This window comes from Labilibaculum filiforme (assembly GCF_002843315.1).
In the GTDB taxonomy this organism is placed as follows: Bacteria; Bacteroidota; Bacteroidia; order Bacteroidales; family Marinifilaceae; genus Labilibaculum; species Labilibaculum filiforme.
This window is the reverse complement of record NZ_MVDD01000020.1, coordinates 51,511-76,880: the sequence shown is the minus strand read 5'-3', so window position 1 is coordinate 76,880 and position 25,370 is coordinate 51,511. Positions and strand designations below refer to the sequence as shown.

15 protein-coding genes are annotated in these 25,370 nt (G+C 36.1%); 1 reads left to right on the top strand and 14 read right to left on the bottom strand.

Translation table 11 applies throughout. From position 1 onward, the window contains the following. Positions 1-744: 744 nt before the first annotated feature. The 4 genes from BZG02_RS17990 to prfA form a co-directional block, all read right to left on the bottom strand. The gene (locus tag BZG02_RS17990) at positions 745-1,779 is read right to left on the bottom strand and encodes a potassium channel family protein (protein WP_180335779.1); all 1,035 of its coding nucleotides are present in this window, start codon (positions 1,777-1,779) and stop codon (positions 745-747) included. A 67-nt stretch (positions 1,780-1,846) separates the two neighbouring features. Continuing rightward, complete coding sequence (locus BZG02_RS17985) at positions 1,847-3,133, bottom strand: DUF2851 family protein (protein ID WP_101263133.1); 1,287 nt, start codon at positions 3,131-3,133, stop codon at positions 1,847-1,849. Positions 3,134-3,243: 110 nt separating this feature from the next. Next, entirely contained in the window at positions 3,244-4,071 is an 828-nt protein-coding gene (gene pyrF / locus BZG02_RS17980) for an orotidine-5'-phosphate decarboxylase (protein WP_101263132.1), read from the bottom strand. Positions 4,072-4,224: 153 nt separating this feature from the next. Beyond that, on the bottom strand, positions 4,225-5,310 hold the full coding sequence (gene prfA / locus BZG02_RS17975) for a peptide chain release factor 1 (protein WP_101263131.1): 1,086 nt from the start codon (positions 5,308-5,310) through the stop codon (positions 4,225-4,227). Positions 5,311-5,574: 264 nt separating this feature from the next. On the opposite strand from prfA, the gene BZG02_RS17970 reads away from it, so the two are divergent. Continuing rightward, positions 5,575-7,629: a DUF3857 domain-containing protein gene (locus BZG02_RS17970; RefSeq protein WP_101263130.1), complete on the top strand. Its 2,055-nt coding sequence runs from the start codon at positions 5,575-5,577 to the stop codon at positions 7,627-7,629. Positions 7,630-7,712: 83 nt separating this feature from the next. Here the strand turns inward: BZG02_RS17970 and BZG02_RS17965 are convergent, their stop codons facing one another. From BZG02_RS17965 to BZG02_RS17920, 10 genes are all read right to left on the bottom strand, one after another. Further along, a complete protein-coding gene (locus tag BZG02_RS17965; protein WP_101263129.1) occupies positions 7,713-8,882 on the bottom strand; it encodes an AIR synthase related protein in 1,170 nt (389 codons plus the stop codon). Positions 8,883-8,986: 104 nt separating this feature from the next. Then, the gene (porE, locus tag BZG02_RS17960) at positions 8,987-11,344 is read right to left on the bottom strand and encodes a PorE family type IX secretion system protein (RefSeq protein ID WP_101263128.1); all 2,358 of its coding nucleotides are present in this window, start codon (positions 11,342-11,344) and stop codon (positions 8,987-8,989) included. A 265-nt stretch (positions 11,345-11,609) separates the two neighbouring features. Then, positions 11,610-13,799 carry a glutamine synthetase III family protein gene (locus BZG02_RS17955; protein ID WP_101263127.1) on the bottom strand — a complete coding sequence of 730 codons (2,190 nt, stop codon included), beginning with the start codon at positions 13,797-13,799 and terminating at the stop codon, positions 11,610-11,612. Between the two features lie 257 nt (positions 13,800-14,056). Further along, the gene (locus tag BZG02_RS17950; protein WP_101263126.1) at positions 14,057-15,172 is read right to left on the bottom strand and encodes a hypothetical protein; all 1,116 of its coding nucleotides are present in this window, start codon (positions 15,170-15,172) and stop codon (positions 14,057-14,059) included. Positions 15,173-15,191: 19 nt separating this feature from the next. Continuing rightward, positions 15,192-16,394 (bottom strand): metallophosphoesterase, encoded by a 1,203-nt coding sequence (locus tag BZG02_RS17945; RefSeq protein WP_101263125.1) that lies wholly within the window; start codon positions 16,392-16,394, stop codon positions 15,192-15,194. A 245-nt stretch (positions 16,395-16,639) separates the two neighbouring features. Next, complete coding sequence (locus BZG02_RS17940) at positions 16,640-18,256, bottom strand: RagB/SusD family nutrient uptake outer membrane protein (protein ID WP_180335778.1); 1,617 nt, start codon at positions 18,254-18,256, stop codon at positions 16,640-16,642. Between the two features lie 11 nt (positions 18,257-18,267). After that, the gene (locus BZG02_RS17935; protein ID WP_101263123.1) at positions 18,268-21,348 is read right to left on the bottom strand and encodes a SusC/RagA family TonB-linked outer membrane protein; all 3,081 of its coding nucleotides are present in this window, start codon (positions 21,346-21,348) and stop codon (positions 18,268-18,270) included. Between the two features lie 40 nt (positions 21,349-21,388). Then, positions 21,389-22,528, bottom strand: a complete 1,140-nt coding sequence (locus BZG02_RS17930) for a dipeptide epimerase (RefSeq protein WP_101263141.1) — start codon at positions 22,526-22,528, stop codon at positions 21,389-21,391. Positions 22,529-22,542: 14 nt separating this feature from the next. Continuing rightward, positions 22,543-23,718, bottom strand: coding sequence for a C40 family peptidase (locus tag BZG02_RS17925; protein WP_101263122.1), 1,176 nt, complete (start codon positions 23,716-23,718; stop codon positions 22,543-22,545). A 140-nt stretch (positions 23,719-23,858) separates the two neighbouring features. Next, positions 23,859-25,334 (bottom strand): glycoside hydrolase family 10-like protein, encoded by a 1,476-nt coding sequence (locus BZG02_RS17920; protein ID WP_245868132.1) that lies wholly within the window; start codon positions 25,332-25,334, stop codon positions 23,859-23,861. Positions 25,335-25,370 lie beyond the last annotated feature (36 nt).

Sequence of the window (25,370 nt, the reverse complement as noted above, 5' to 3'; positions counted from 1 at the left end):
TTATCGTAATTCTTATTGACAAGGTTTTTATTCTTGTATTTACCTAACTTGTTGTTTCCAATATTTTCAAAGAACTCTTTTCGATCGTTTATCCTCTATCTCTAAAGGCGACCTGTTCTAATAATTTCAATTCCTAAAAGACAGTCGTTACTGCCTCTAAAAGCGGTTGCAAAGATAAAGACTTTTTAAGCTCATCTGCAAGAAAAAAGTAAAGTTTTTTTTATCTTTTTTTTTGCCGGTATAAAACCGTTTCAACCACAATCTTGTAAAGAACTTTTGCCGTTTAAAGCGGGTGCAAAGATAAAGAATTTAATTCCTAACCTGCAAATGTTTTTTCAACTTTTTTTTTAAAGCTAATTACACTCCTAAGCCCCATGTTTCCTAGTGACTCGTCGAGTTCGTTAACCCTTAAAGCGGATGCAAAGATAAGAAATAAAAATCTACATATCCAAACCCAAAGTGAAAAAAATTCAAAGAAAAATAAATTGGAAGTTTAGTAGGTGTATACAATCATAAAAAGATTCCTACGACCACCCTACCACTGCCTATAAAATACTACTAAACAACCATTTTATAAATCCACTCTCCGTTGAAAGTGGATGCAAATATAGCAGAAGAGTCTCCACACTTCCAAATGTTTAATCAGAAAAAATAAAATAAAAATTTAAAGTGCTGATTTACAGACGAAAGAAAATCACCATGTGGATGGTGACTTTCTTTTCTTATAGCTACAATAAGAAACTATTATATGCCCTCTACCAATAATTGCTTTAGATTATACACCTGCTCTTTATTTCCAAGAACAAAAAGATGAAAAGATTTATCCAAAACTATTTCGGGAGACGGATTGTATACGTATGCGCCCCCTTCATCTTTTAAACCAATAATATTGGCACCGGACTTATCTCTTACATTTAACTCTCGAATAGATTTCCCAGCAAAGCAGGCAGATAAATCGATACAACTAACCTCTTCCAACTTAACCCCTTTAGTAGATTGCAACAAAATATTATCTAAGAATTCAACAACATCGGGCTGTGCAACTAATTTTGCCATTTGTTGTCCTCCCAGTCGATCCGGCATAATTACATTATCAGCTCCAGCTCTTTTCAGTTTATTATCGGATTGACTCATCTCTGATCGGGATATAATTTTAATTGTAGAATTCATTTCCCGGGCAGTAAGCACAACATATACATTTTCTGCATCGTTCGGAATTGCAGTTATTAATGCTTTAGCGGTTGATATGTTTGCCATGTTCAATACATCTTCTTGAGTAGCATCTCCCTGAACAAATAATAATTCAGGCATTAAACGAACCTTATCGATAGAACTTTCCATAGAATCAACAACAACAACATTTTCGCCATGCGCTATTAATTCGATACATGCCTGTCTACCGTTTCTACCAAAACCACAAACAATAACATGTCCACTTAATTTTTCTATACTTCTCACAATTCTATAGTCTTTTAAATTTCTACGAAAAACGCCATCTAATATAAATCGGGTGATAGCAGAGGCCAAATATCCAAATATTCCAAAACTGACAAAAATTAGAAAAATTGTAAATAGTTTCCCTGCGCTCGTCATAGGATGCACCTCTGTGAAGCCAACCGTTGAAATAGTAATGACGGTCATATACAGAGCATCAATAAAAGAATAGGCATCATCCAACAACATAAAGCCCACTGTACCAATTAAAAGAGCCAACACTACCGATGACATGGATATACTTAATGTCTTTATGTTTTCCTCCCAAATTTTCTGTTTATTCATTCCTGCTAGATTAAAATCCAATATAATCATTAAAGCCTAACGAAGGTATCGCAAATCTATATTTTTCTCATGACAATTCAATAGCCACATTTCTAATTATTCGGTTTCCAAATTCGCATTGCAGACAGTTAAAGCGTTCGCAATAATTCGACTTCAACTGAAGCAAGGCTTGAGAATGATATGCTGTTTTCACGTGAACACCACATTCTTTCCATTTTCGCGTAATGGAATTATCTTCCGCATCAAGTTGATCCAAAAAATCGCAGGCTTTATCGACCAATTTTTGAGAATCGTTAATCTTTCCATAAAGAAACAAAATTGGCACTATTGAATTAATTATTAAGGCATTAATGCCAGCTTGTCCAAAAACCTTCTTTTTTTCGTGCGATTCTATTCCAAACTGATAATGGATTGTCCAGTATTCAGAAGCCTGACAATTTAAAAGTTTCGTTATTTCGTCGATGGAATTGGCATGGAGTATTTGAGAAAACAAGGATTCCGATTTATGCACTAAAGCCGCAAATTGTGCAATTCGTATGGTTGGGAAGTTAGAAGGACGCAGGCGCAACCATTTCCACTGGCCTGAGGATAATGCTTTCAGTTGATATTTATTGGCTAAAAATTCATATTCACTTTTTAATTTCTGGAGATACTCTTCTTCAGTATCGAACTTTTCGAATAATCCTGACTGCCCAAACATTAATGCTTCTAGCTGAAAGAGAGAATTCTTTTGACGAGCAAGAAATTTCATAGGAATAGATCGAGCTAACTGTTGAAAAGGCTCCGCATTCACTTTCATTCCAAAATATTGTGCCAGCACCTGATAAAATGTTTCCTCCCAAGAGTACTTATTTTGCTCTAAAATTTTTTGCATCTCATTAGACTTGCGCTCTAGGCGTTCCAAAAGCATTCTGTCGAGCCAATTTCGAACAAAAAAACTTTCAATTTTGCCAATTTCATCGACACAAGGAATCCATTTTTCAGATAGCATTAGTTTTTTGTAGTTATTCAATAATTCAGGAGTAAAGCTCAATACCAAACAAGGTATCAAGCGTTTATTTTTCAGAACAACCGAAGAGTCATCTTCTAATACCACGTGCAATACAACATTTTCGTAGGCTGGATCGGTATCGTGCTCGTGCAAATACCACAACGAAGATTTTAGATGTATTTCCACATTTCCGGCCCATAACACATTATCTATTCTAATTCTCGCATCAAAAAAATCGGGTCCGGAATCAAAATTTTGTTTTCCTACATCAATAATCTCAATTGCATTTCCTTGAGTAGAAAAAAGACTTGTTTTAGAAAACAGATTCTGTTTCCAAATAAATTGCAAGAAATCCTCATTCATCGAATCAATTTTATATCATCAAAGACCGAATTTACCAAATTATCTTGTATTTATCAATAAAAAAGGCGGTAAATCATTGATTTCCGCCTTCTAATATCTCTTATTGAAATTTACAATAAAGATTTCTCTTTTAATAATTGTTCCATTTCTTCCTGTAATTCTTTAGCCTTCTCTCCTGCTACCTCTGCAAATCTCTCTGAAATATCAGCAAAAATAATTCCTCTAGAAGAATTGACCAATAATCCACATGCATTATTCATTCCATACTTAGCAACCTCCTGCAAGCTTCCTCCTTGAGCACCAACCCCAGGTACGAGTAAGAAATGATCGGGAGCAAGTTTACGAATATCGCCTAACATTTCTGCTTTTGTAGCTCCAACAACGTACATCATATTTTCTTTCGTACCCCATTCCTGAGATTTCTCCAAAACTCTTTCAAACAATCTTTGCTTATTTTGTTCGAAGAATTGCAAATCGAAAGCTCCTTTATTTGAAGTAAGAGCCAAAAGAATTACCCATTTATTATCGTATTCGAGAAAGGGAGTTACCGAATCTTCGCCCATATAAGGAGCTACGGTAATTGAATCGAAAGGCATGTTCTCTAAAAAAGCGCTTGCGTACATTTTTGAAGTATTACCAATATCCCCTCTTTTAGCATCAGCAATCAAAAAAACATCTGAATAATTCTTTTTGATATAGTTTACTGTTTTTTCCAGGCTGATCCATCCTTTAGCACCAAGACATTCGTAAAATGCAATATTAGGTTTATAGGCAACTGTATATGCTGCTGTAGCATCCACAATTGCTTTATTGAATTCGAAAACTGGATCTTCGGTAGTTAAAAGATGAGCTGGTATTTTCTTACTATCACTATCTAAACCCACGCAGAGAAAACTCTTCTTTTTCTTAATTTGCTCGAATAATTCTTGGTAATTCATCCGTTTATAATTTTAATGATTGGATCAGATGGAAATTTCCACAAATTAGATACTTATTCCTTAGGAAATTTTTATCTAACAGCGGGTGCTTCCTTCTATGGTTGTTTACTAGCTATTACAAAATTGGCAGTGGTAAAACCACTGCCAATATTATTACAAACCACTTTCTTTAAGTCGTTCTGAATTTTCTTCAATTTGAAGCTTATCAATTACCTCCTGAATATCTCCATCCATTGTGGCAGTTAAATTATACATCGTAAAATTGATACGATGATCGGTTACCCTTCCTTGCGGATAATTATAGGTACGAATTTTTGCCGATCGATCGCCGGTCGAAACCATTGTTTTTCGTTTCGATGAAATCTCATCCAAATATTTCTGATGCTCCAACGCATAAATACGGGAACGTAATTCCACCATTGCTTTGGCTAAATTTTTGATTTGAGATTTTTGATCCTGACAAGTTACAACAATACCAGTTGGATTGTGAGTTAAACGAATAGCCGAATAAGTAGTATTCACAGACTGTCCGCCAGGGCCAGATGAACAATACGTATCTTTACGGATATCGCTATCTTTCACATCGATATCGAACTCTTCTGCTTCTGGAAGAACCGCTACGGAAGCTGCACTTGTATGCACACGGCCTTGAGTTTCTGTTTGTGGCACCCTTTGTACACGATGTACTCCCGATTCATATTTTAAGATTCCGTATACCCCATTTCCGGTAACGCTCATCACAATTTCCTTATATCCGCCTGAAGTTCCTTCACTAAGACTTGAAACTGAAACTTTCCACCCCTTAGATTCACAAAACTTAGTATACATTCTTGCTAAATCGCCTGCAAAAATACTGGCTTCATCGCCACCAGCACCTGCTCGCACTTCTAAAATTGCATTTTTAGAATCTTCTGGATCGGCTGGAACGAGAAGTAATTTAATATTCTCTTCCAACTCTGGGATTGTCTCCTCCAAATCTTCCAATTCCATTTTGGCCATTTCGCGTAACTCCTCATCCGATTCATTACTTAATATCTGCTTTGATTCTGCCATAGTATCAAGCGCATTTCTGAATTTTTTAGCTGCTTCTGAAACGGCTTCCAATTCTTTATATTCTTTGCTTAGCTTTACGTACCTTTTCATGTCCCCCATCACCTCGGGATCGGTAATCAATTGACTAACCTCCTTGAATCGGATAAGGACACCTTCTAATTTATCAAGTAACAAATTACTGCTCATGTTCTGAATTCTAAATTTTGGACAAAATTAGAAAAATAAAACCATTTTAAATAAAGCTTTCTCAATTTAGAATGTGATTTTTAAGAAATCGACCAATAAAGCCTCTTTCAAGAACTTTTTGCACTCAATTTGCTCCTAAAAAACTACTTCTCAGATCTTTTGGATTTTTTATTTAAGATAATAAATCTTAATATTAAAAATATAAAATTGAATTGTCTCCAATATAAAACTAAATATAAACATCACCATCTAACCAAACAAACTATGAACAATTTAATGAAAATTACTTTTTCGTTATTTCTTTTTATTGCAGCAATCAACAACTCTAAGGCTGACAATGGAAGAATTAAATTTGGGAAAGTATCTATGGAAGAGTTAGCAATGACTACTTACGACAAAGACACCAGTGCCGTAGCGGTAATTTTATATGACAGCGGATCCTCCTATTTTGAAACTCAATTTATTAATGAAAGCAGCGATTTTGTAATTAAATTTGAACGCCATGTACGGATTAAAATTCTAAAACCAGAAGGCTTTAACTACGCAACATTTAAAATTCCATTATACCACAGTACAGACGGAGAAGAAAAAATGGGAAGTATAAAAGCAAAAACTTACAATCTTGACGGAAAAATTATAACAGATAAGTTGGAGCGGAATTCTATTTTCGATGAAGAGACTACGCCAAATTGGAAACAAGTAAAATTCACCATGCCAAATATAAAAGTAGGATCGGTATTGGAAATTAAATATCAGGTTACAACCCCTTTCTTCCACAACTTTAAAGCATGGAAATTTCAATACAGTATTCCTGTAGTTTATTCTGAATACAACACCAGAATACCAAGTTATTTTAACTACCAAATCACTACCAAAGGATATTACCCCCTTACCACCACCAATGATGGACATAGAACTGAAAACTTCCTTATAAAATACACCGAAATGGATAAAAACTCGGGAAGTGCGAAATCAATTGAACATCAATATACCCTTACTCCCGTTTCGCAGGCCAATATCTATTCTGCCGAAAATATTCCAGCTTTTAAAAGCGAATCATACATGCTTGCCGAGGAAAACTACATGTGTTGTATTGAATTTGAATTACAATCGTACAAATTCGACTATGGAGCTTTCCACAATTTTACCTCCACATGGGAAAACGTGAATGAGAAACTAATTAAATCCGATGAGTTTGGACTTGCGATGAAAAAAGATGGATTTACTAAAGATATTCTTTCGGAAATAATAAAAGAAGAACAAACTGAAGAAGAAAAAACAGCTTTACTATTTCAGGCCGTACAAAACAATGTAAAATGGGATGAGAAATACCGACTATTCTGCGATAAAAGTTTGAAAAACACATGGAAAGATAAAGCTGGCAGTTCGGCAGAAATTAATCTCCTTTTGGTAGCAATGCTTCGCGAGGCAGGAATAAAAGCTAATCCAATTGTTTTAAGCACCCGTAAAAATGGAATTATTCATCCATCGCATCCTACCATAACCCAAATGAACTATGTAATTGCCTGTGCTGAAATAAACGACAAAAAATATTTAATGGATGCAACAGACCCCTATTGCCCAATTGGAATTCTTCCATTTAGATGTTTAAATGACAAAGGCAGATTAATAACTGAGAATGACTCAGAATGGATTAATCTGGATCCAAATACAGGATCAAAAATTTCCATGGTGTCGTCTCTTAGCTTAACCAAAGAGGGGACTATTGAAGGAAAAATTTCCGAAGCCTTTTACGACTATGAATCCATAGACATCAGAAAAAAGATTGCAAACAATACTGATGGATACAGCGAAAAATTAGAATCGAATTATGAAGACTGGAATATTTCAGAGATTGAGTACAAAAACTTGGATGACAGAAATAAACCTACACAAATTCGCTACTCTGTAGCAATTGAAAATCTGGTAAACATGGAGGGGGAACGAATCTATTTCAATCCAATTTTAAAATATAAAACATCCGAAAACCCTTTTAAACTAGAACAAAGGGAATATCCGGTTAATTTTGGATATCCAATTAGTGTTAGTTATTTACTTATTCTTGAGCTTCCGGAAAATTACATTCTTGAGGAACAACCAAAATCTTCTAAAATTACCCTTCCTGATAATGGTGGTGAATACACCTACCAAGTTAACTATTCGAACAACAAAGTTGTTGTTAAATATGCTTTCAGTACCGATAAAACACAATACGTTCCTTCCGAATATGAATATTTAAAAGAATTCTACAATCAAATAATTGCTAAAGAAAATCAAATTTTAGTATTGAAGAAAACAGAACCAACTGCACTTAAATAAAAATGCAAAACGAGCCAATAAGCTCCAAAAAACAAAGAGGCTATTCGTAATGGATAGCCTCTTTTTCTATATTCTTCTCTTTTTTAATACTCAAACTCTCCAAATTCACTTTTAATAGTCAATTTCTTTCCTTTGTTTGGCTCACAACGGCCAATAATCTGAGCATCTACATTAAATTCTTTTGATATAGAGATGATTTCTTCAGCAATTTCCTGTGGAACGTATAATTCAAATCGGTGTCCCATATTAAACACTTTGTACATTTCATCCCATGCAGTTCCACTCTGTTCTTTAATCAACTTAAACAAAGGAGGAACCGGAAACATATTGTCTTTAATGATATGAATATTGTCGACAAAATTAAGCACTTTTGTTTGAGCACCGCCCGAACAGTGAATCATTCCATGAATCTGTGATCGGAATTGATCCAAGATTTTTTTAATTATTGGCGCGTAGGTTCTTGTTGGTGAAAGCACCAATTTACCTGCATCAATATCAACTCCATCAACTTTATCGGTTAATTTACAGTTCCCCGAGTAAACTAAGTCGGAAGGCACTGCACTATCGAAGCTTTCAGGATATTTTTCGGCCAAATATTTTGAGAAAACATCATGACGAGCAGATGTTAAGCCATTCGATCCCATTCCACCGTTGTATTCTGTTTCGTAGGTTGCAATTCCCGATGATGACAAACCAACAATAACATCGCCAGCCTGAATTTTCTCATTGGTAATTACATCTTCCCGTTTCATACGACAAGTTACCGTTGAGTCAACAATAATGGTACGAACCAAATCTCCTACATCAGCAGTTTCGCCACCAGTAGAATGAATATTAACTCCCATTTTACTGTATTCGGCTAACAATTCTTCTGTTCCATTAATAATTTGAGAAAGCACTTCTCCAGGAATCAGGTTTTTATTTCTTCCAATGGTTGATGACAAAAGAATATTATCGACCGCTCCAACACAAAGTAAATCATCCAAATTCATGATTAATGCATCCTGAGCAATACCTTTCCACACCGAAATATCTCCTGTTTCTTTCCAATACATGTAGGCCAGAGATGATTTTGTTCCAGCACCATCGGCATGCATAATATTGCAATAGTCTGCATCGCCGGTAAGGTAATCGGGAACAACTTTACAAAATGCATTTGGAAATAAACCTTTATCCAAATTTTTAATTGCACTATGCACATCTTCCTTTGAAGCTGACACTCCTCTAAGGTTATATCTTTCGTCTTTTCTCATGGTTGTTTAGAATAAAAAGGTGAAAGTAAAAAGGTAAAAGGCAAAAACCACATATGCAACCAAAGGAAACTTATACAGCCATTTACTCAATCAATTTTCCATTCCTACTTCTTCATTTTTTTTGCTTCGGCAAAGGTAATCTTTTTCCCTTTATTGTACGCGATAACAAAAGCATTAATTCCAGTTTCGCTAATCTTACTTGCTTCCGCCTTAGCTTCGTCTAAATCGTCGAATATTCCGGTAGTATATCGCACGGTAGAAGAATCAATAATTCCACGAAAAACCACTTTGTATTTTTGAATAATAGGAGGAATCGTATTTTTATTGAACGCTCCAATTTGAATCGTATAAAAAACGCCTTTAATTTCCGAAAGCTCTTTAATTAATGTATTTCCTATTTGATTGGTATCGGAACCCGGTTTCACTTTAGAATTTGGTCCGGGGATATAATCTGTAGATAATACTATAAAATCGGTTCTACGATTCAACTGGTTCGCCTCGTCTTTTTCTTTCTCTTTTAATTTACTGATGAAAGATTCATTTAGCACATCACCTTCGGTTAAAAACTCAAATTCTTTTGCTTTGCCGGCATTCACTATTTGAGGCTTCGATTCGCCATAACCATGAGCAATTAAGCGATCCCAATAAATTCCTTTCTCAATTAAATAATCGACAACCGACTGTGCTCTTTTTTGAGAGATATCGCGATTGGTAGTTTCACTTCCAATATAATCGGTATGCGATCCCAGCTCAATGGTAATTTTAGGATTATCGTTTAAGGTTTCCACCAAGCCATCGAGCGCGGTTTTCGATTCCTCTCTTAACTGCCAACTTCCAAAATCATAAAATATATTTGGCAATTCAATTGGTTTCTCAATTGGTTTTAATCCAATAATCGATTTAAAATTGCGACTATTTTTTATTCCTAAAGTACTTACCTGCTCTTTTCCATTTAAATATCCTTCGGCAGAAATCATAACAATGTATTCCAATTCGGGATTCAGCTCTATATTAAATTGACCTTCATCAGTCAATTTACTATCCATTTGTTCTCCATCCGAAGAAACGATATGAATAGAAGCATTCTCGATCGGCTCGTTTGTTTCTGAATCAACAATTTTCCCTACAAAAGCGAATTGCAAAGGCACATAATCAAATCTATAAATATCGTCGTTTCCATTTTTTCGGGAAGATGTAAACATTCCTTTCTCCTGATCGAACTGAAAAGTGATTGCAAAATCGTCGGCAGTGGAATTTATTGGGTATTTCATATTTTCCACTTTCCAAACCCCTGTTTCTTCGCGTTTAGCCTGATAGATATCCAATCCACCCATCCCGTCCTTGCGATCGGAAGCAAAAAACAAATCTCCATTGCTTTTTATGAATGGAAACAATTCATTATTTGGCGAATTAATTGGTCGTCCTAAATTTTGAGGTTTGCTCCAACTATTTCCACTCTTTTTTGCCATCCAAATATCATTTCCTCCATAGCCACCTGGCATATCGGATACAAAATAAAGAATCGTACCATCGTCTGAAATTGCAGGATGCCCAACCGTTAAACTATCTGGAACAAGATCCAACTGAGCCACTCGTCCCCAGCCCTCATCCTCTCTTTGAACCACAAAAATTTTTGTTCCCAAATTGTCTTTAGTTACTTTTTGAGACGAAGTAAAATACAACACATCGGCATCGGCTGAAAAACAAGCTGCACCTTCGTTCCATTCTGTATTTATGGTATCGCCCACACCACGAGCTTTACTCCATTGATAAGTATCCACAACTACTTTTCGGGAGGTTGCTTCTTTCCCTTTTCTTTTTTTACTTTTCCGAATTACTTCATTAGAATAATGCGATTCAAAAATATTAGAATAATAATCGCCAGTTACTCCATCTTTTTTCGGTTTATCTTTTAACTTTCTTGTTGATGAGAAAAAGATAACATTTGTATCTTTTCCCATATAAATTGGGCAAAAGTCGCTACTTGAAGAATTAAAATCGTTCAGGATTTCCACTTTATACCTTCCTGGATACTCTTCCCAAGTACTAATTCTCTTTAGAATTAAGGAAGGATCATTATCCACTTTTGCCTCGGGCTTTAAATCCAAATACTCCCAAAAATTTTCTTCCGCCTCTTCCATTTTTCCATTTTTTACTTCAGCGTAAGCTAAATTTAAAACAGCATTTGAAAAGGTATCGCGATTTAATATTGCTTTACGGTACCAACTAGTAGCTTTTCGCACTTCATTAACCTGATCAAAACAGGAAGCTGCTTTGTAAGCAATATCTGCTTTCGCTTCTTTATCTTTTGATTTTTTATAGGCTTTTTCGTACAAATCCTGAGCATAGTAGTAACGTCCGGACTCTACCATTTTATCGCCACGGTTTACATAGGATTGTGAAGAACAGGAAAATAACACTCCAATAATAATTAAGATACAGATATTAGAAAAAAGCTTCATCAGATGAGTTTAAAATTCATTTATTGAACTAATACCGATTCGTATTTGCTGTAATCTTTATCTGCGCAAGCTGGATATTGATTGTCAAATATCTATCGACATTTTACCGACTTATTTTATTTTTAAATGGTATAACAAGGTATAAAAATAATTATTTTATTTCAGTGGTCAATGTTTTGTTAAAAGAGTTGACTGATTCTTACATAAAACAGAAAAGGATGTTCAAGTTATGAACATCCTTTTTCAATATATATTGTTGTTTCAATTAGTTATTGAATAACAATTCACGATATTTTGGTAATGGCCACATTTCATTATCCACTACTAATTCAAGTTTATCGATATGATAACGAATGCTTGCAAGGTATGGACGAACTTTTTCATCGTAAGCAGTTGCCATTTCAACACCTTCCTCTAACACATTACATGCTTTACGAGCATCAACCATTTCTTTCACTTTTGCTTTAATTGAGCTAATATGAATAGAAATTTCTTTAATCAATTCTCTACGAGCGGCAGACAATTCTTCGTACTCGCCATTTGTAAAAATATCTCTTAACCCTTGTACATTTTGAATTAGCTTAGTTTGATAAGCAACCGCTGTTGGTACAATATGGTTAATTGCTAAATCGCCAAGAACACGAGCTTCGATTTGAATTTTCTTAGTGAATTTTTCCATTTCCACTTCAACACGAGCTTCTAATTCTTTCTCGGTCATTACACCACTTCCGATTAAAGATTTTTTAGATGCAGGAGCAAGGTACTGAGCAATAGACTCAGGAACACTTGTTATATTTGTCAAGCCTCTTCTCTTCGCCTCTTTCAACCAATCTTCAGAATAACCATCGCCATTAAAACGGATTGGTTTGCACTCAATAATCATTTTCTTAAGAATTTGGAAGATCGCCTCGTCTTTTTTAATTCCTTGTTCGATTAAATCATCCACAGCTATTTTAAATTCTTTTAACTCTACGGCAACAGCAGCACTTAAAGCTGTCATTGCAGCAGCATTATTCACCGATGATCCAACAGCACGGAACTCGAAACGATTTCCTGTAAATGCGAATGGAGAAGTACGGTTACGATCGGTATTATCCAAAATAATTTCTGGAATTCTACCAATACCCAATTTTAGAGCTGTTTTTTCGTCGGGAGTCATTTTTCTTTCTCCAACTTCTTCAACAATTCTATCTAACATTCGAGAAACCTCATCGCCAAGGAATGCTGAAATAATTGATGGAGGAGCCTCGTTAGCACCTAAGCGGTGGCTATTAGAAGCGGTAAGTATGGATGCACGTAACAAATCTTGATTTTTATAAACAGCCATCAAGGTATTTACTACAAAGGTAAGGAACTGAATATTTGCTTTAGGATTTTTACCTGGTGCCAAAAGAACTACTCCAGTATCTGTTCCTAGAGACCAGTTGTTGTGTTTTCCTGATCCATTAATACCTGAGAATGGTTTTTCGTGGAAAAGAACACGGAATTTATGGTGACGAGCAACTTTTTTCATCACATCCATTAATAATTGGTTGTGATCATTTGCAAGGTTAGCCTCTTCGTAGATAGGAGCTAATTCGAACTGACTTGGCGCTACCTCGTTGTGACGAGTTTTTACAGGAATTCCTAATTTATGACATTCCACTTCCAATTCCATCATAAAAGCAGTAACGCGCTCAGGAATAGATCCAAAATAATGGTCATCTAATTGCTGATCTTTAGAAGAAGAGTGTCCCATTAAGGTACGACCTGTAAGCACAAGATCGGGACGAGCCTGATACAAAGCCTCATCGATAAGGAAATATTCTTGTTCCCAACCTAAATTTGTATGAACTTTGGTTACATTTTTATCAAAATATTGACAAACACCAACAGCAGCTTCATCGACAGCGGCTAATGCTTTTAGCAAAGGAGCCTTATAATCAAGCGCTTCCCCTGTATAGGAAATAAATATAGTAGGAATACAAAGTGTTGTACCAACGATAAAAGCAGGAGACGAAACATCCCAAGCAGTATAACCACGTGCCTCAAATGTCTGACGAATTCCTCCTGAAGGAAAAGAAGATGCATCTGGCTCTTGTTGAGCTAATAGTTTACCAGAAAAATTCTCGATCATATGACCGCCATCTCCATAATCAATAAATCCATCATGTTTTTCAGCAGTACCATCTGTTAATGGTTGAAACCAGTGAGTATAATGAGTTGCACCTTTTTCAATCGACCAAGCTTTCATACCAGCCGCAATTCCGTCTGCCATTTTTCGATCTACCGCCAAGCCTTTTTGGTTTGCAGTCATCACTGCACGAAAAGCATCTTTAGAAAGATACTTTCTCATGGATTCTACATTAAAAACTAATTCACCGTAATAATCTGTTACCTTATTGGATGGTAAAGTAACATGTTTAGCTTCCCTTTTAAGCAACTCTCCTAACGCTTTAAATCTAATAGTGGCCATAAACGTAAAAATTTTAGTTATTGATATTTTAATCCGTATTGAAAAAAAAGGGGTACTCAGCAAAAAAGAATTTAATTTTTACTCAACACCCCCCTTTTACAACAGTACAAATGTGAATAAAAAAAATCAATTTTACAATTAAGCCTTATAAAAAAACAAGGCCTAAAAAATAAAAAACGATAAATATAGAGCAGAAGCCCTATATTTTTATCGTTTGCGCTCAAAAAATCACTTTTATAAAAATAAAAATGTCTTTTTTATCCCCCCGTTGGAATTTTCGGTGAATTTTTCAGGATATACTTCTTCACGTCCTTTGGGGACGCAATTAAATCGTAAAATTTTAAAATATACTCGCTTACATCCAGCTTACTCTCTTTATTCAGATATTTACACTCCAAAATTAAATTTAAGAAAGGCTCCTTTAATTCATAAAAATCGGAAAAAGCTAGTTCTAAGTCCTTATCGCTCCACCTGAAGCCTTTGTATTTTCTTTTGTACTTCGCATCAGGAGCAATAGCCGGATCTAAGGTGAAATAAGCTTGATTAATTATTCCCGACCAATCGAAATCAAATGGTACGGCCATTGGAATACTATTTTCATCGACCGATAGGATATCAATATTATGCAAACGCTCCACGTTCCAATCGGAATTTCCAATCATTAATTGAAATAAAGAAAGCTTTACAATATTGGTTCGAAGCATGTTGTATTGCTTGATATTTTTGTAGTGCAATACGCTTTTACCATTTCGAGCAGCAACATCGTTTCTATCCTCTAAAAAGAAACCATACCTTTTAATACTATCCTTAGTAATGCTATCAATAAATAAAATCTGTGACAAACGTACCCGATAACTATGTGCCTCGATTAAATTATACATCTTATAAATAAGATATTCTTTTATGGTATTTTGCTCGAAACCACCAAGATTAGATTGACAATGACTGACGTATTTTAACTTGCTTTGTCCCTCGAACTCGGTTCCAACAATCGCTTTTTCGGGGAATTTAAAACGCAGAGGTGGAAAATTACAATTTTGCTTTTGTCTACGAAAATTGCCACGAGTCATTACCTCAACTTCTATTTTAATTCCTGATAAATTATCATGGTCATCTAATTTAAATTGGCATTTATGGTAGTCACGATTCTCCCCAACATCATTTAACAAGCACGAAAAGTCGGCTTTCAATTCTAATTTAAGAAGCTGGTCGTTTTTAAATAGTGGCAGGAGCAATAGACTATCCCTATCCTTTTTTGAGATAGCACTTGCCGAAACAGAGTAAATAAGTAACAATAAAATTAAACTAATTTTTGCAAAGAAGTTCTGCTTCCATTTATTCTCCTTTCGAAACCAATTAGCCCACTTATTCATTACACTATTTTTTATGGTATTACAACTCTATTAACTCTCTTTTTCCATCGATAAAGCCTCGATAGAATTTCCCATTTTCGATCCACATTACTTGAGGTTCGATTTCGGAAGAACCCATTGGAACATTTATTGCGCCCACTTTATTGTCGTGTAAAAATCGAATGGATTCCACCTCGGTATGTCCGAAAAAAATACGATTTGCCTTATAGTAGGACAACACCCTATTCAGCTCCTCTTTATTTATAATTGAGTAGCTTCTCGATTTCATGATATAACCACGATACCATAATGGGTTGCCAGGAAAATAAACCGATTTCATTAATTCCTCCTGTGTCATTTCATTCTCTTTCCCCAAACTCTTTCGAATATCCATGTTGATTTGTTCGAGACTAAGCCCTTTATCGACCAAATCGGGCGATAGGCCACCATGCACGAATAGCAAATCATTAATTTTTACCACCGAGTTTAAGGATCGTAACCATTTTCCCAATTCCGTATCCGCAGCAAAAAACCTCGGATAATTCAACATTAATCTTTGGCACATGTTCTTGTACTTTGGTGCCACATAACGAGAATCGTTCATCAAAATCATCACTTCGTGATTTCCCAATAACAAATGGACTCTACCCTTTTGCTCCTTCGCCTGTTGCTGTAATTTCTTAATTAGATACAAACTCTCGGTTACCTTATTACCACGATCGAAAATATCACCAATAAAAACCAAATGTCCGTTACCCCAATTCCAATCTAAATTTTCATTAATTACGCCAAGATTACGCAATAGATTTACCATTACATCATACTCTCCGTGCACATCGCCAATTGCCAATAACTTGGATACTTCGGAGTATTCCGCACTTTGAACAGGATACTCTCCTTTACGCAACCAATACTCATTTTTATCGGCCCTTTGTCCTTTCACCAATACCGAATCGGTCTTGATCTTTATTTTCTTTTGTTTCACCTCTAAGGTATTCCCTTCTTTTTCATGATCGATAACCCATGATTTTACGGTTACACTATCGATCCAAAAAAAATGAGGTCCATCGGTATAATCTTCTATATTTAGATCTTTTACATTGCCACGAAACACCTTATCGTAGGAGGTAAATGCTCCCGAACTTAGCTCCTCTTTCTTTTCCTGAGCCTCTCCTTTAAAAGCCCAGAAACTAATTAGCGCTAGAAATAAAAAAAACTTATAAGTTGAAATCTCTCGGTACATATTTTACTTTTTTTAATCAAATCGAATACCAAAATTACTATATCTCTTTAAATCAAAACCTAAAGCCATATCCTTAAGGTCTGATAAAAATAGTATTGTCCGCTATTAATACAAAAAAGTGTTCGAATACGAACTATAATGGTATCTGATGAAGATAGTAAAAAATAAGAAAGCTTTTATATACCACAAAAAAACAGAGATTCCGAAGAACCCCTGTTACACACTACTACTACATAGTACCTGAATTAATATCCAGGATTTTGCTCAACTAGTCCTCCTGAATTATCCACTTCACTTTGTGGAAGAGGAAAGAAAATATTTTTTGGCATTTTTAAGTTTGTTGCCTTAAAAATTGGTTCACCTGAATCGGCTACCACATATCCACCAAGACCATCGCGGGTAATGCTAGCCTTTACCTTATAACCGTCTGTCTTAAGCTCTTTCTCTAACCTTCCAGTTCTAATCAGATCGTGCAACCTGTGACCTTCTCCGCAAAGCTCTACGCGTCGCTCATGATAAATAGCATCTAACAAGGCTGTTCCTGAAACGGTAATGTCGGCTAAAATAGAAGCGTTTCCTTGACGAGCACGTTCGCGAACTTTATTTAAATATATTCTAGAAGTTCCCTCATCGCTGGTATGAAAGCAAGCCTCAGCATATAGCAAATAGATATCTGACAAACGAATGATTCTTTCATTAACCGGTGAATTTCTGAAATTACCCAAATTTAAATATTGCTCCTTAGATAGGTAATGTTTGTAGTTACTAAAACCAGTCAAGTCTTCAGCAACTACACCAGGAGTTTCACCTTCCAAAATCCATTGATCGGCATATTGAAGCGAATTAATTAATGAAGCATCCCGACGAGGATCCCCATTCTCAAACTCTAAATACAAATCGTAAGTAGCCTGATATCTACCATAAGGATCGGCTGCTCCTAACCAAGGCATATTTAAGAAAGTGGTAAAATTACCGTTATTCGTATAAGCACCGTCATCTAGTGGAGAATCGTAGAATTGAACCTCAAAAATTGATTCTTCATTATTCTCTTCGGCTTCAGAAAATAGATCATGATAAGCCCCTTGGTACAAATCGTAAGTACCTAAAGCAAATAACTGTTCTGCATAAGTTTTAGCATCCTCCCATTTGTTTTCATTGTAAAAATCTTGAGTAGCAAAACCTGAACTTGCTTGCGATGCACAAACCTTAACCAACAAACCTAAAGCTGCACCCTTTGTTGCTCTACCTAACTCACCAGAAGCAGCGTATACCGATTTTAAAGGAAGTGCTGCAACAGCATCGTTTAAATCTGTTTCAATTTGAGCATAAACCGCTGCAGAGGTTGCACGAGTTTGATTCAAATCACCTCCCAACAAAGGAACTGTTACTAAAGGAACACCACCATAATTCTTAACCAAATCGTAGTAGTAATAAGCTCTCATAAATTTAGCTTCCCCAACTACACGATCCTGCAAATCTTTATCTTTCACTCCAGAAATATCTTTTCCTTCTACATTCGCCAACAATTGATTTGCAATTAATATTCCCCTATAATTATAGCGGTAATTGTAAGTGAAAAGAAAACCCGTAGCATCGAAAGTAAATTGACGTAAAGGCAAATCCTCTCTATCTACTGCATCATCAGTAGTCGAATTATTTAGAGAAGTTCTTCCCCAATTGTAGTGATACTCCCACATTGGAGCATAACAGGCATTCGCCGCTTTTATAAGCTCGGCATCGTTCGAATAAAAACTACCAGATGTTTGTTCCCCGATTTTTACGGTATCCAAATAGTCTTCATCACAGGCTCCCAATGAGAATATCAAAAGCCCTGCTAATATTATATTTCTTATTTTCTTCATTTTCATCAACATTAGAAAGTTAAATTAGCTCCAATTGAAAAAATTCTTGCTTGTGGATAAGTTCCATAATCGATTCCTTGAGTTAATGATGGACTAGTAGAACTAGAAGCACCAATTTCAGGATCCAAACCAGAATAATCAGTAATTGTAAATACATTTTGTCCAGAGAAATAAACTCGAAGATTGGACATCCAAGGAGTAAGATCTTTAAAAGTGTAACCTAACTGAATGTTTTTCAAACGTAAATACGAACCATCTTCCACGTAAAAATCGGAAGCTCTCAAATTTTTCTCAACAGTAGAAGCATTTAATCCAAACATTTCATTCGATTTATTTTGCGCTGTCCAATGATTTTTATAATCGGAAGCCAAGCCAAATCTTTTGATATCCGCGTAGTTATAATATTTAAAACCGTTAAAAATATCATTCCCTGTCACACCTTGAAAAAACATAGACAAATCAAAACCTTTATAGGCCAAATCGATATTAACACCATAAAACAAATCCGGATTTGGATCCCCAATCTGAACACGATCATCCCCATTTATGACTCCATCAGGAGCTTCCTTCACACCATCGTTGTCTTTATCTGTCCACTGATCTTTAAATCTAAAATCGCCAGCACCAATTGGCTCACTTGATTGCGCACTTGAAGCAACTTCAGCATTTGTTTGGAATACACCATCAACCTCATATCCATAAAATGCTCCAATAGGAAATCCTTCAGCAGTTCTTGTAACATTACCAACCAAACTTACGCTACCACTCCAAATAGGTACTCCGCCACCAAGACTGGTCACTTCGTTTTCTACATGAGAAGCATTTACACTTACTGAATATTTTAAGTCATTTCCAATTTTTCCTCTGTAACCAAGATTTAATTCAAAACCTTTGTTCTCCACCGTACCTGCATTTACATATGGACTTCCATCGTATCCAGCATATTGAGGTATTGGAACCTGAACCAACATGTCTTTGGTTTCTTTTTTGAAATAATCAGCAGAGAATGTCAATTGATCATTCAAAAATGCCAAGTCTAGTCCAAAGTTTGTAGATTCTACAGTTTCCCATTGCACTTTCAAATTGGCCATTTTAACTGAAGCTGCTCCTGCTTGTTCTTTATCACCAAAAACATAGCTATACTCTAACAAAGCATCGCTACTTTGAACAGTAGAGGCAAATGAATACGGATCAATTTTAGCATTACCAACACGTCCCCAACCAGCTCTTACTTTAATTCTATTCACCACATCTTCCGGTAAAAAATCCATGAATTTTTCATTTCTTAATTTCCACCCCAAAGACATGGAAGGAAAGTTACCAAATCGCTTATCAGGACCGAAAACAGAAGAACCATCCCGACGGAAAGACGCTGTTAAGAAGTACGTGTCCGCATAATTATAATTTACTCTTCCTAAATAAGAATACATTCTGGTATCAACGCCTGAATTCCAGGCATTTGTACTTTCTAAATCAGTAGAAGCAGAAATATATTGTAACTCCTCATTATCATTTGGAATGTTATTACGAGAAGCTCCTAAATATTCAGACTTATTTTTTTCTGCTGTAAAACCAGCAAGTAAGCTAATATTATGGTCTTCAATATTCATATTGTAAGACACCGTATTCTCACTTAAGAAACCATTAAACTCCCTAGTTGTTTTCGACAAACTATTGGTAATGTTTTTTTCATTTCCATAATCATATGAAGGCAAATAAGTCTTCTCTTTAGATCTTGAAATATTTAAACTTACCGATGATTTAATAATCAAATTTTTAATTGGCTCCACTTGCAAATAAGAATTTGCTAGAATTAAAAGAGCAGAATTCTCCCTAACGTCTCTATTCAAAATAGCAACAGGATTCGCCAAGTCGGAATATGGTGTTGAAGCATACTCTCCAGACTCCTGATAAACAGGAGTGATTGGATCCATTCTTTGAGCAAGAGTTAAAATACCATTAATAGCATTTCCATTCACCTGATCGGTATTGGTATGTGATAATGAAACATTAATACCTGCTTTAACTTTTGAACCAATATTGTAATTGTTATTCAAACGAGCATTAATTCTCTCGTATTTAGAATTTAAAACAACACCTTCGTTTTGTAAATAACCTGCACTAAATAGAGTATTTGAAGATTCATCTCCTTTTGATAAGGTAACATTCGTTTTATAGATTTTACCAACACGGGTAAGCTCGTCGAACCAATCTGTTGTGTTTCCTGTATTATCGGATGGCGATTGAAGAATTAGCGGCTTGTAAGCGCTTGAACCTGTAAAAGCAGCGGCATTTGTTTGTGCAGCATTATAAGTTGCCAACCAATCTGCTGTATTCATTAGATCTGGTTCGTTCCAAACACTTTGAAGTCCAGTCATTAATTCTAATTGAACTTTTACATCCTTAGTATTACCTGTTTTGGTGGTAATTAAAACAACACCATTCGCACCTCTTGAACCATAAATAGCCGTTGCAGAAGCATCTTTCAACACCTCAAGACTTTTAAAGTCAGATGGGTTTAAGCTGGAAATATCGTCCAAAAAGATACCATCCACCACATAAAGAGGCGATGAGTTATTCACAGTACCTGTTCCACGAACTCGAACGGATAAACCAGCACCAGGCGCACCCGAAGTTTGTGTAACCATAACACCCGCTGCACGTCCCTGTAGGAGAGCTGCTGCATTGGATACTGGCTGATCTTCCAAATCCTTAGCACTAATACTTGCTACAGAACCAGTAATATCACTTTTCTTTTGTACACCGTAACCAACAACTACAACTTCGTCCATCGCGAAATTATCAGTTTCCAATGCCACATTAACAACCGATTGAGATCCAACAGTAAACTCAAATGGTTTCATTCCGATATAAGAGAACACCAGAATGGCATTCGCTCCAAGTTTGATTTCGTATTTTCCATCAAAATCGGTAGTTGTTCCGTTGGTTGTACCTTTTACTACAACCGAAACTCCCGGGATAGTTAACCCGTCTTCTGCACCGGTAACCACACCTTTAACCAGCAAATCCTGTGCCCAGGACACCTGCCAGCCAAGAAGCATGATTAACGTAAAGCATGCAATTTTTCTCATAGTGTTTAATTTAGATTAGCAAGAAATAATTAAAAATTACTTATATTTTTATGACTCCAATTCCCGCACGATTGGGCAAGATTACTTTCCCGTTGAGAATTTCAATTCCTTTAAAAGGATCATTTGATATTAATAAATTTCCATCCAAATCGGCCCAATCAACCATAGGCGACAGTTGAGCTGCCGCACTAACACCACAAGACGTTTCCGTCATGCATCCTATCATCACTTTCATTTCCAATGAACGGGCTACATTCATCATTTTGTGAGCTTCGCGCATTCCTGTGCACTTCATCAATTTTATATTAATACCCGAATAAACTCCATGCATTTTCGCCACATCATCTAAACGTTGAATAGCCTCATCTGCAATAGTTGGCAGGGGACTATGTTGAGTCAACCAAGCCATATCTTCCAAATTATTCTTATCCATTGGTTGCTCAACAAACACAACTCCTTGTTCTTTTAGCCAATGAATTTTATCTAAAGCCTCGTGTTTATCTTTCCAACCCTGATTCACATCAACACACAAAGGAACCTTAGTAATTTTGCGAATTGTAGAAATCATCTCCTCATCGGTACCACGGCCAATTTTTACTTTTAACATTTTATAAGGAGCTGCTTCCTTTACTTTTTCTATTACCACATCGGGCTTATCCATACCAATGGTAAATGTAGTAAGCGGAGTATTTTCCTGATTATAACCCCAGATTTTAAACCAGGGCTTTTCCATCAACTTTCCAATTAAATCGTGTAAAGCAATATCAACCGAAGCCTTGGCTGCACAGTTTCCTTCGGCTACCGTATCTACATAGCTCAGTATTTCATTCAGTCGAAAAGGGTCCAAGAACTGTTTTAAATCCAATGCATTAAGAAATTTCGCAGCCGTTTCGTGAGATTCACCCAAATACGGTGGCATGGATGCTTCACCGTAACCAACCACTCCATCCCACTCAATTTTCACCAACATCACGGGCGTGGTTGTTCTAGAAAAGGATGCAATGGTAAATACGTGTTTCAGTTGCAGCTCATAAGCTTCGAAACTAAGCTTCAGACCTTTCCCTATGTGTCCCGATTTGCTTTTTCCGTTTACTCCACAAGAATTAATTGCAGGAAGTAAAAATGCGGCACCAGCTAACCATCCAGTATTTCCTAAAAATTTTCTTCTATTTATTGTCATTCTTACTTCTTTTCTTAATACCATTCGTGTTCGGACACCTTACTAATTCCTGGTTCTCCAATTCTATTTAAAACTCGTCGGCCACCTAACCAGGTAATCGACCTGTAATCATTATAATTTTCGGCTTCGGGATCGAAACTATTAATGCGAACCCTGCCCGAAGAATGAATATATTCTCCATTATTCATATACATTCCCACATGAGTAACTTTCATTTCATTCTTAGCCGTTTCGGCTCTTCCGAAAAAAACCAAATCTCCCTCGGTTAATTCTAAAAACCCCTGCTCTGGAGAAATTGTATCGCCATGAAGAAATTGTAAGGATGCATCGCGGGCTAAAATGATTCCATTCATAAAATAAACAGCCTTCACAAACCCACTACAATCGACTCCCTTAGCCGAAGTTCCTCCCCATAAATATGGACGACCAATAAATTCTTTTGCTTTATCACTTAAGAGAGACCTATCGTTTAGCTCCTGATTTTTCCAATCTGCAAATCGCTCACAATTCGATTTCTCGACTTGAATCTTTCTTCCATCCGGCAAGCTCAGATCATAACTTGTTTTGTTTTCCTTTTCAATTTTAAGAATTGCACCGGCAACTAAATCGGTAACCACTTCCTTTTTTGCAGGATCTTTAACTACCTCGAAATCGGGAAGAAAAATAACTCTTTCAGTATTTCTCCATGCCTCCATTTCCTGTTTTGTTTTTAAAGCCATTGCCCCTTTATCCAACCAAGCTATATATTTGTCTGGCGTCTGAATTTGATACCAGCCCTGCTCTTCTTTCATCAATTTAACCGGAGTACCCATTATGGCTTGAGAAACAAGCTCGGCCGAATGTTTTGGATTCGCCCTCAAGTTCACAACACTTAAATTGATGAGTCCCCAATTTTTATCGCCAAGTTTTTTCTCTGGTAAAAGAGTCAAACTATCAACCAAATGAATCTCCAAAGCCTCCAAAGTAGCCAACAATTCTAATTTGGCTTCCTGTAAAGATGTTTCTCCCCTAACCACTAATTCATTATTTCGATTCATCGAAAAATTAGGACTAAAAATTGCCTCACGACTATCCGGAGCAAACTGCAACTTTATAGCTTGAGAAATTTGATTTGCTTCCTGCAACAATTTATGACTATTGCTACAGGCAAATCCAAGGGAAATAATCATAAAATAAATTGTAATTCTCATTTTTACATTAATTGGTATTACATCTTACATGATTCCAAATTTAAACACATCCATTGATTTCCAATAATCGTTTAACATGTTTCAAAACACACACTTATCGACCATATCGACTTATTTAAAAACCATTTATTACGATTCTCTTATTGTCCAACTCTAATCCAACTACTAGCTGCACTTTCAAAATGCCCTCTATCTATTGCTTTCACAGAATAGAACAAACTTTCCTCCTGATTAGGTATTTCTAGCCCTAAGGAAGTTGTAATACAAAACACCTTTCCTTTTTTAAGGGATTTTTTAGACGACTGATAGACTATATAGTAAACAGCATCCTCAACAGAATTCCAAGTTACCCCCCCCTTCTTCCCTTTCACCTTTGGCGCTTTCAAGCTAGCTTGTTGATAGTTGGTATTTTCTAAATGCAACGCAGGATATGAATACACTTCCGCTTGTAAAGCATCATTAATTCCTAATCGGTTTTCGGTAAAATTCTTCGAACAGAAAAACATACTTCCATTTATTCCCTTCCCACGACGATTCATTTTTATTTGTCTGATAATTTGATCCCTATTCTGCCACTCCTTATCTTTTGAAAGAGAATCTAATCGATAAACCCCATGTCCGATATAGCAAGGCTTTCCAAAAGAATTTTTTCGCCACCATTTTGCAATTACTTTATAGTCGGCAACTTTTTTACCAATGTGCCAATATATTTGTGGCGCTACATAATCGATCCAATCGTTTTTTAACCACAACAAAACATCGGCATACAAATCGTCGTAATTGGTTTGACCAGCTTTTGTTTTCGATCCGGATTTATCCATATCCTTGTTGCGCCAAACTCCGAAAGGAGAAATTCCGAAAGGCATCCATGGTTTTATCGATTTAATGGTATCGTTAATTTGTTGGATCACCTGATTGACATTATTCCTGCGCCAATCATCAATTTGGTTCGGGTAAAACGCCCCACCATTTTTAGTGAAACTTAAAGAATCGGGAAATGGCTCTCCCGCTATTTTGTAGGGATAAAAATAATCATCGAAATGAATGGCATCTACATCATACCGACGAACAACATCTCCAACTATTTTAGACACGTAATTCCGAGTTTCCTGTAGTCCAGGATTAAAATACTTATGTTTTCCGTAGGTTAAGAACCATTCTGGATGCTGATTTGTAATGTGATTAGGATCTGTTTTTGCCCTTTGATAATTACAAACCGCTCGGTATGGATTCATCCAGGCATGAAGTTCCATTGCTCTTTTATGACACTCTTCAACTATAAATTGAAGGGGATCGTAAAGCGGATCGGGAGCAACTCCTTGCTCGCCACTTAACCACTGTGACCAAGGCTCGTAAGGTGATTGGTAAAACGCATCGGTAGCTGGTCGAATCTGAAATACGATGGTATTCATTCCATTCTTTTGATGCTGCTCCAAAAGAGAAATCATTTCTTTCTTTTGCTCCTCGACAGAAAGACCTGGCTTTGAGGGCCAATCAATATTATCGACTGTTGCCACCCAAACTGCGCGCATCTCTCTTGCAGGCGACTTTTTCTTTGCCATTGCACCAAATGCAATCAGAACAAACAAAATTCCTATGATTCCTTTTTTACTCATCCTTAGCTATGTGTTACTCTCATTTAATAAGTTCAA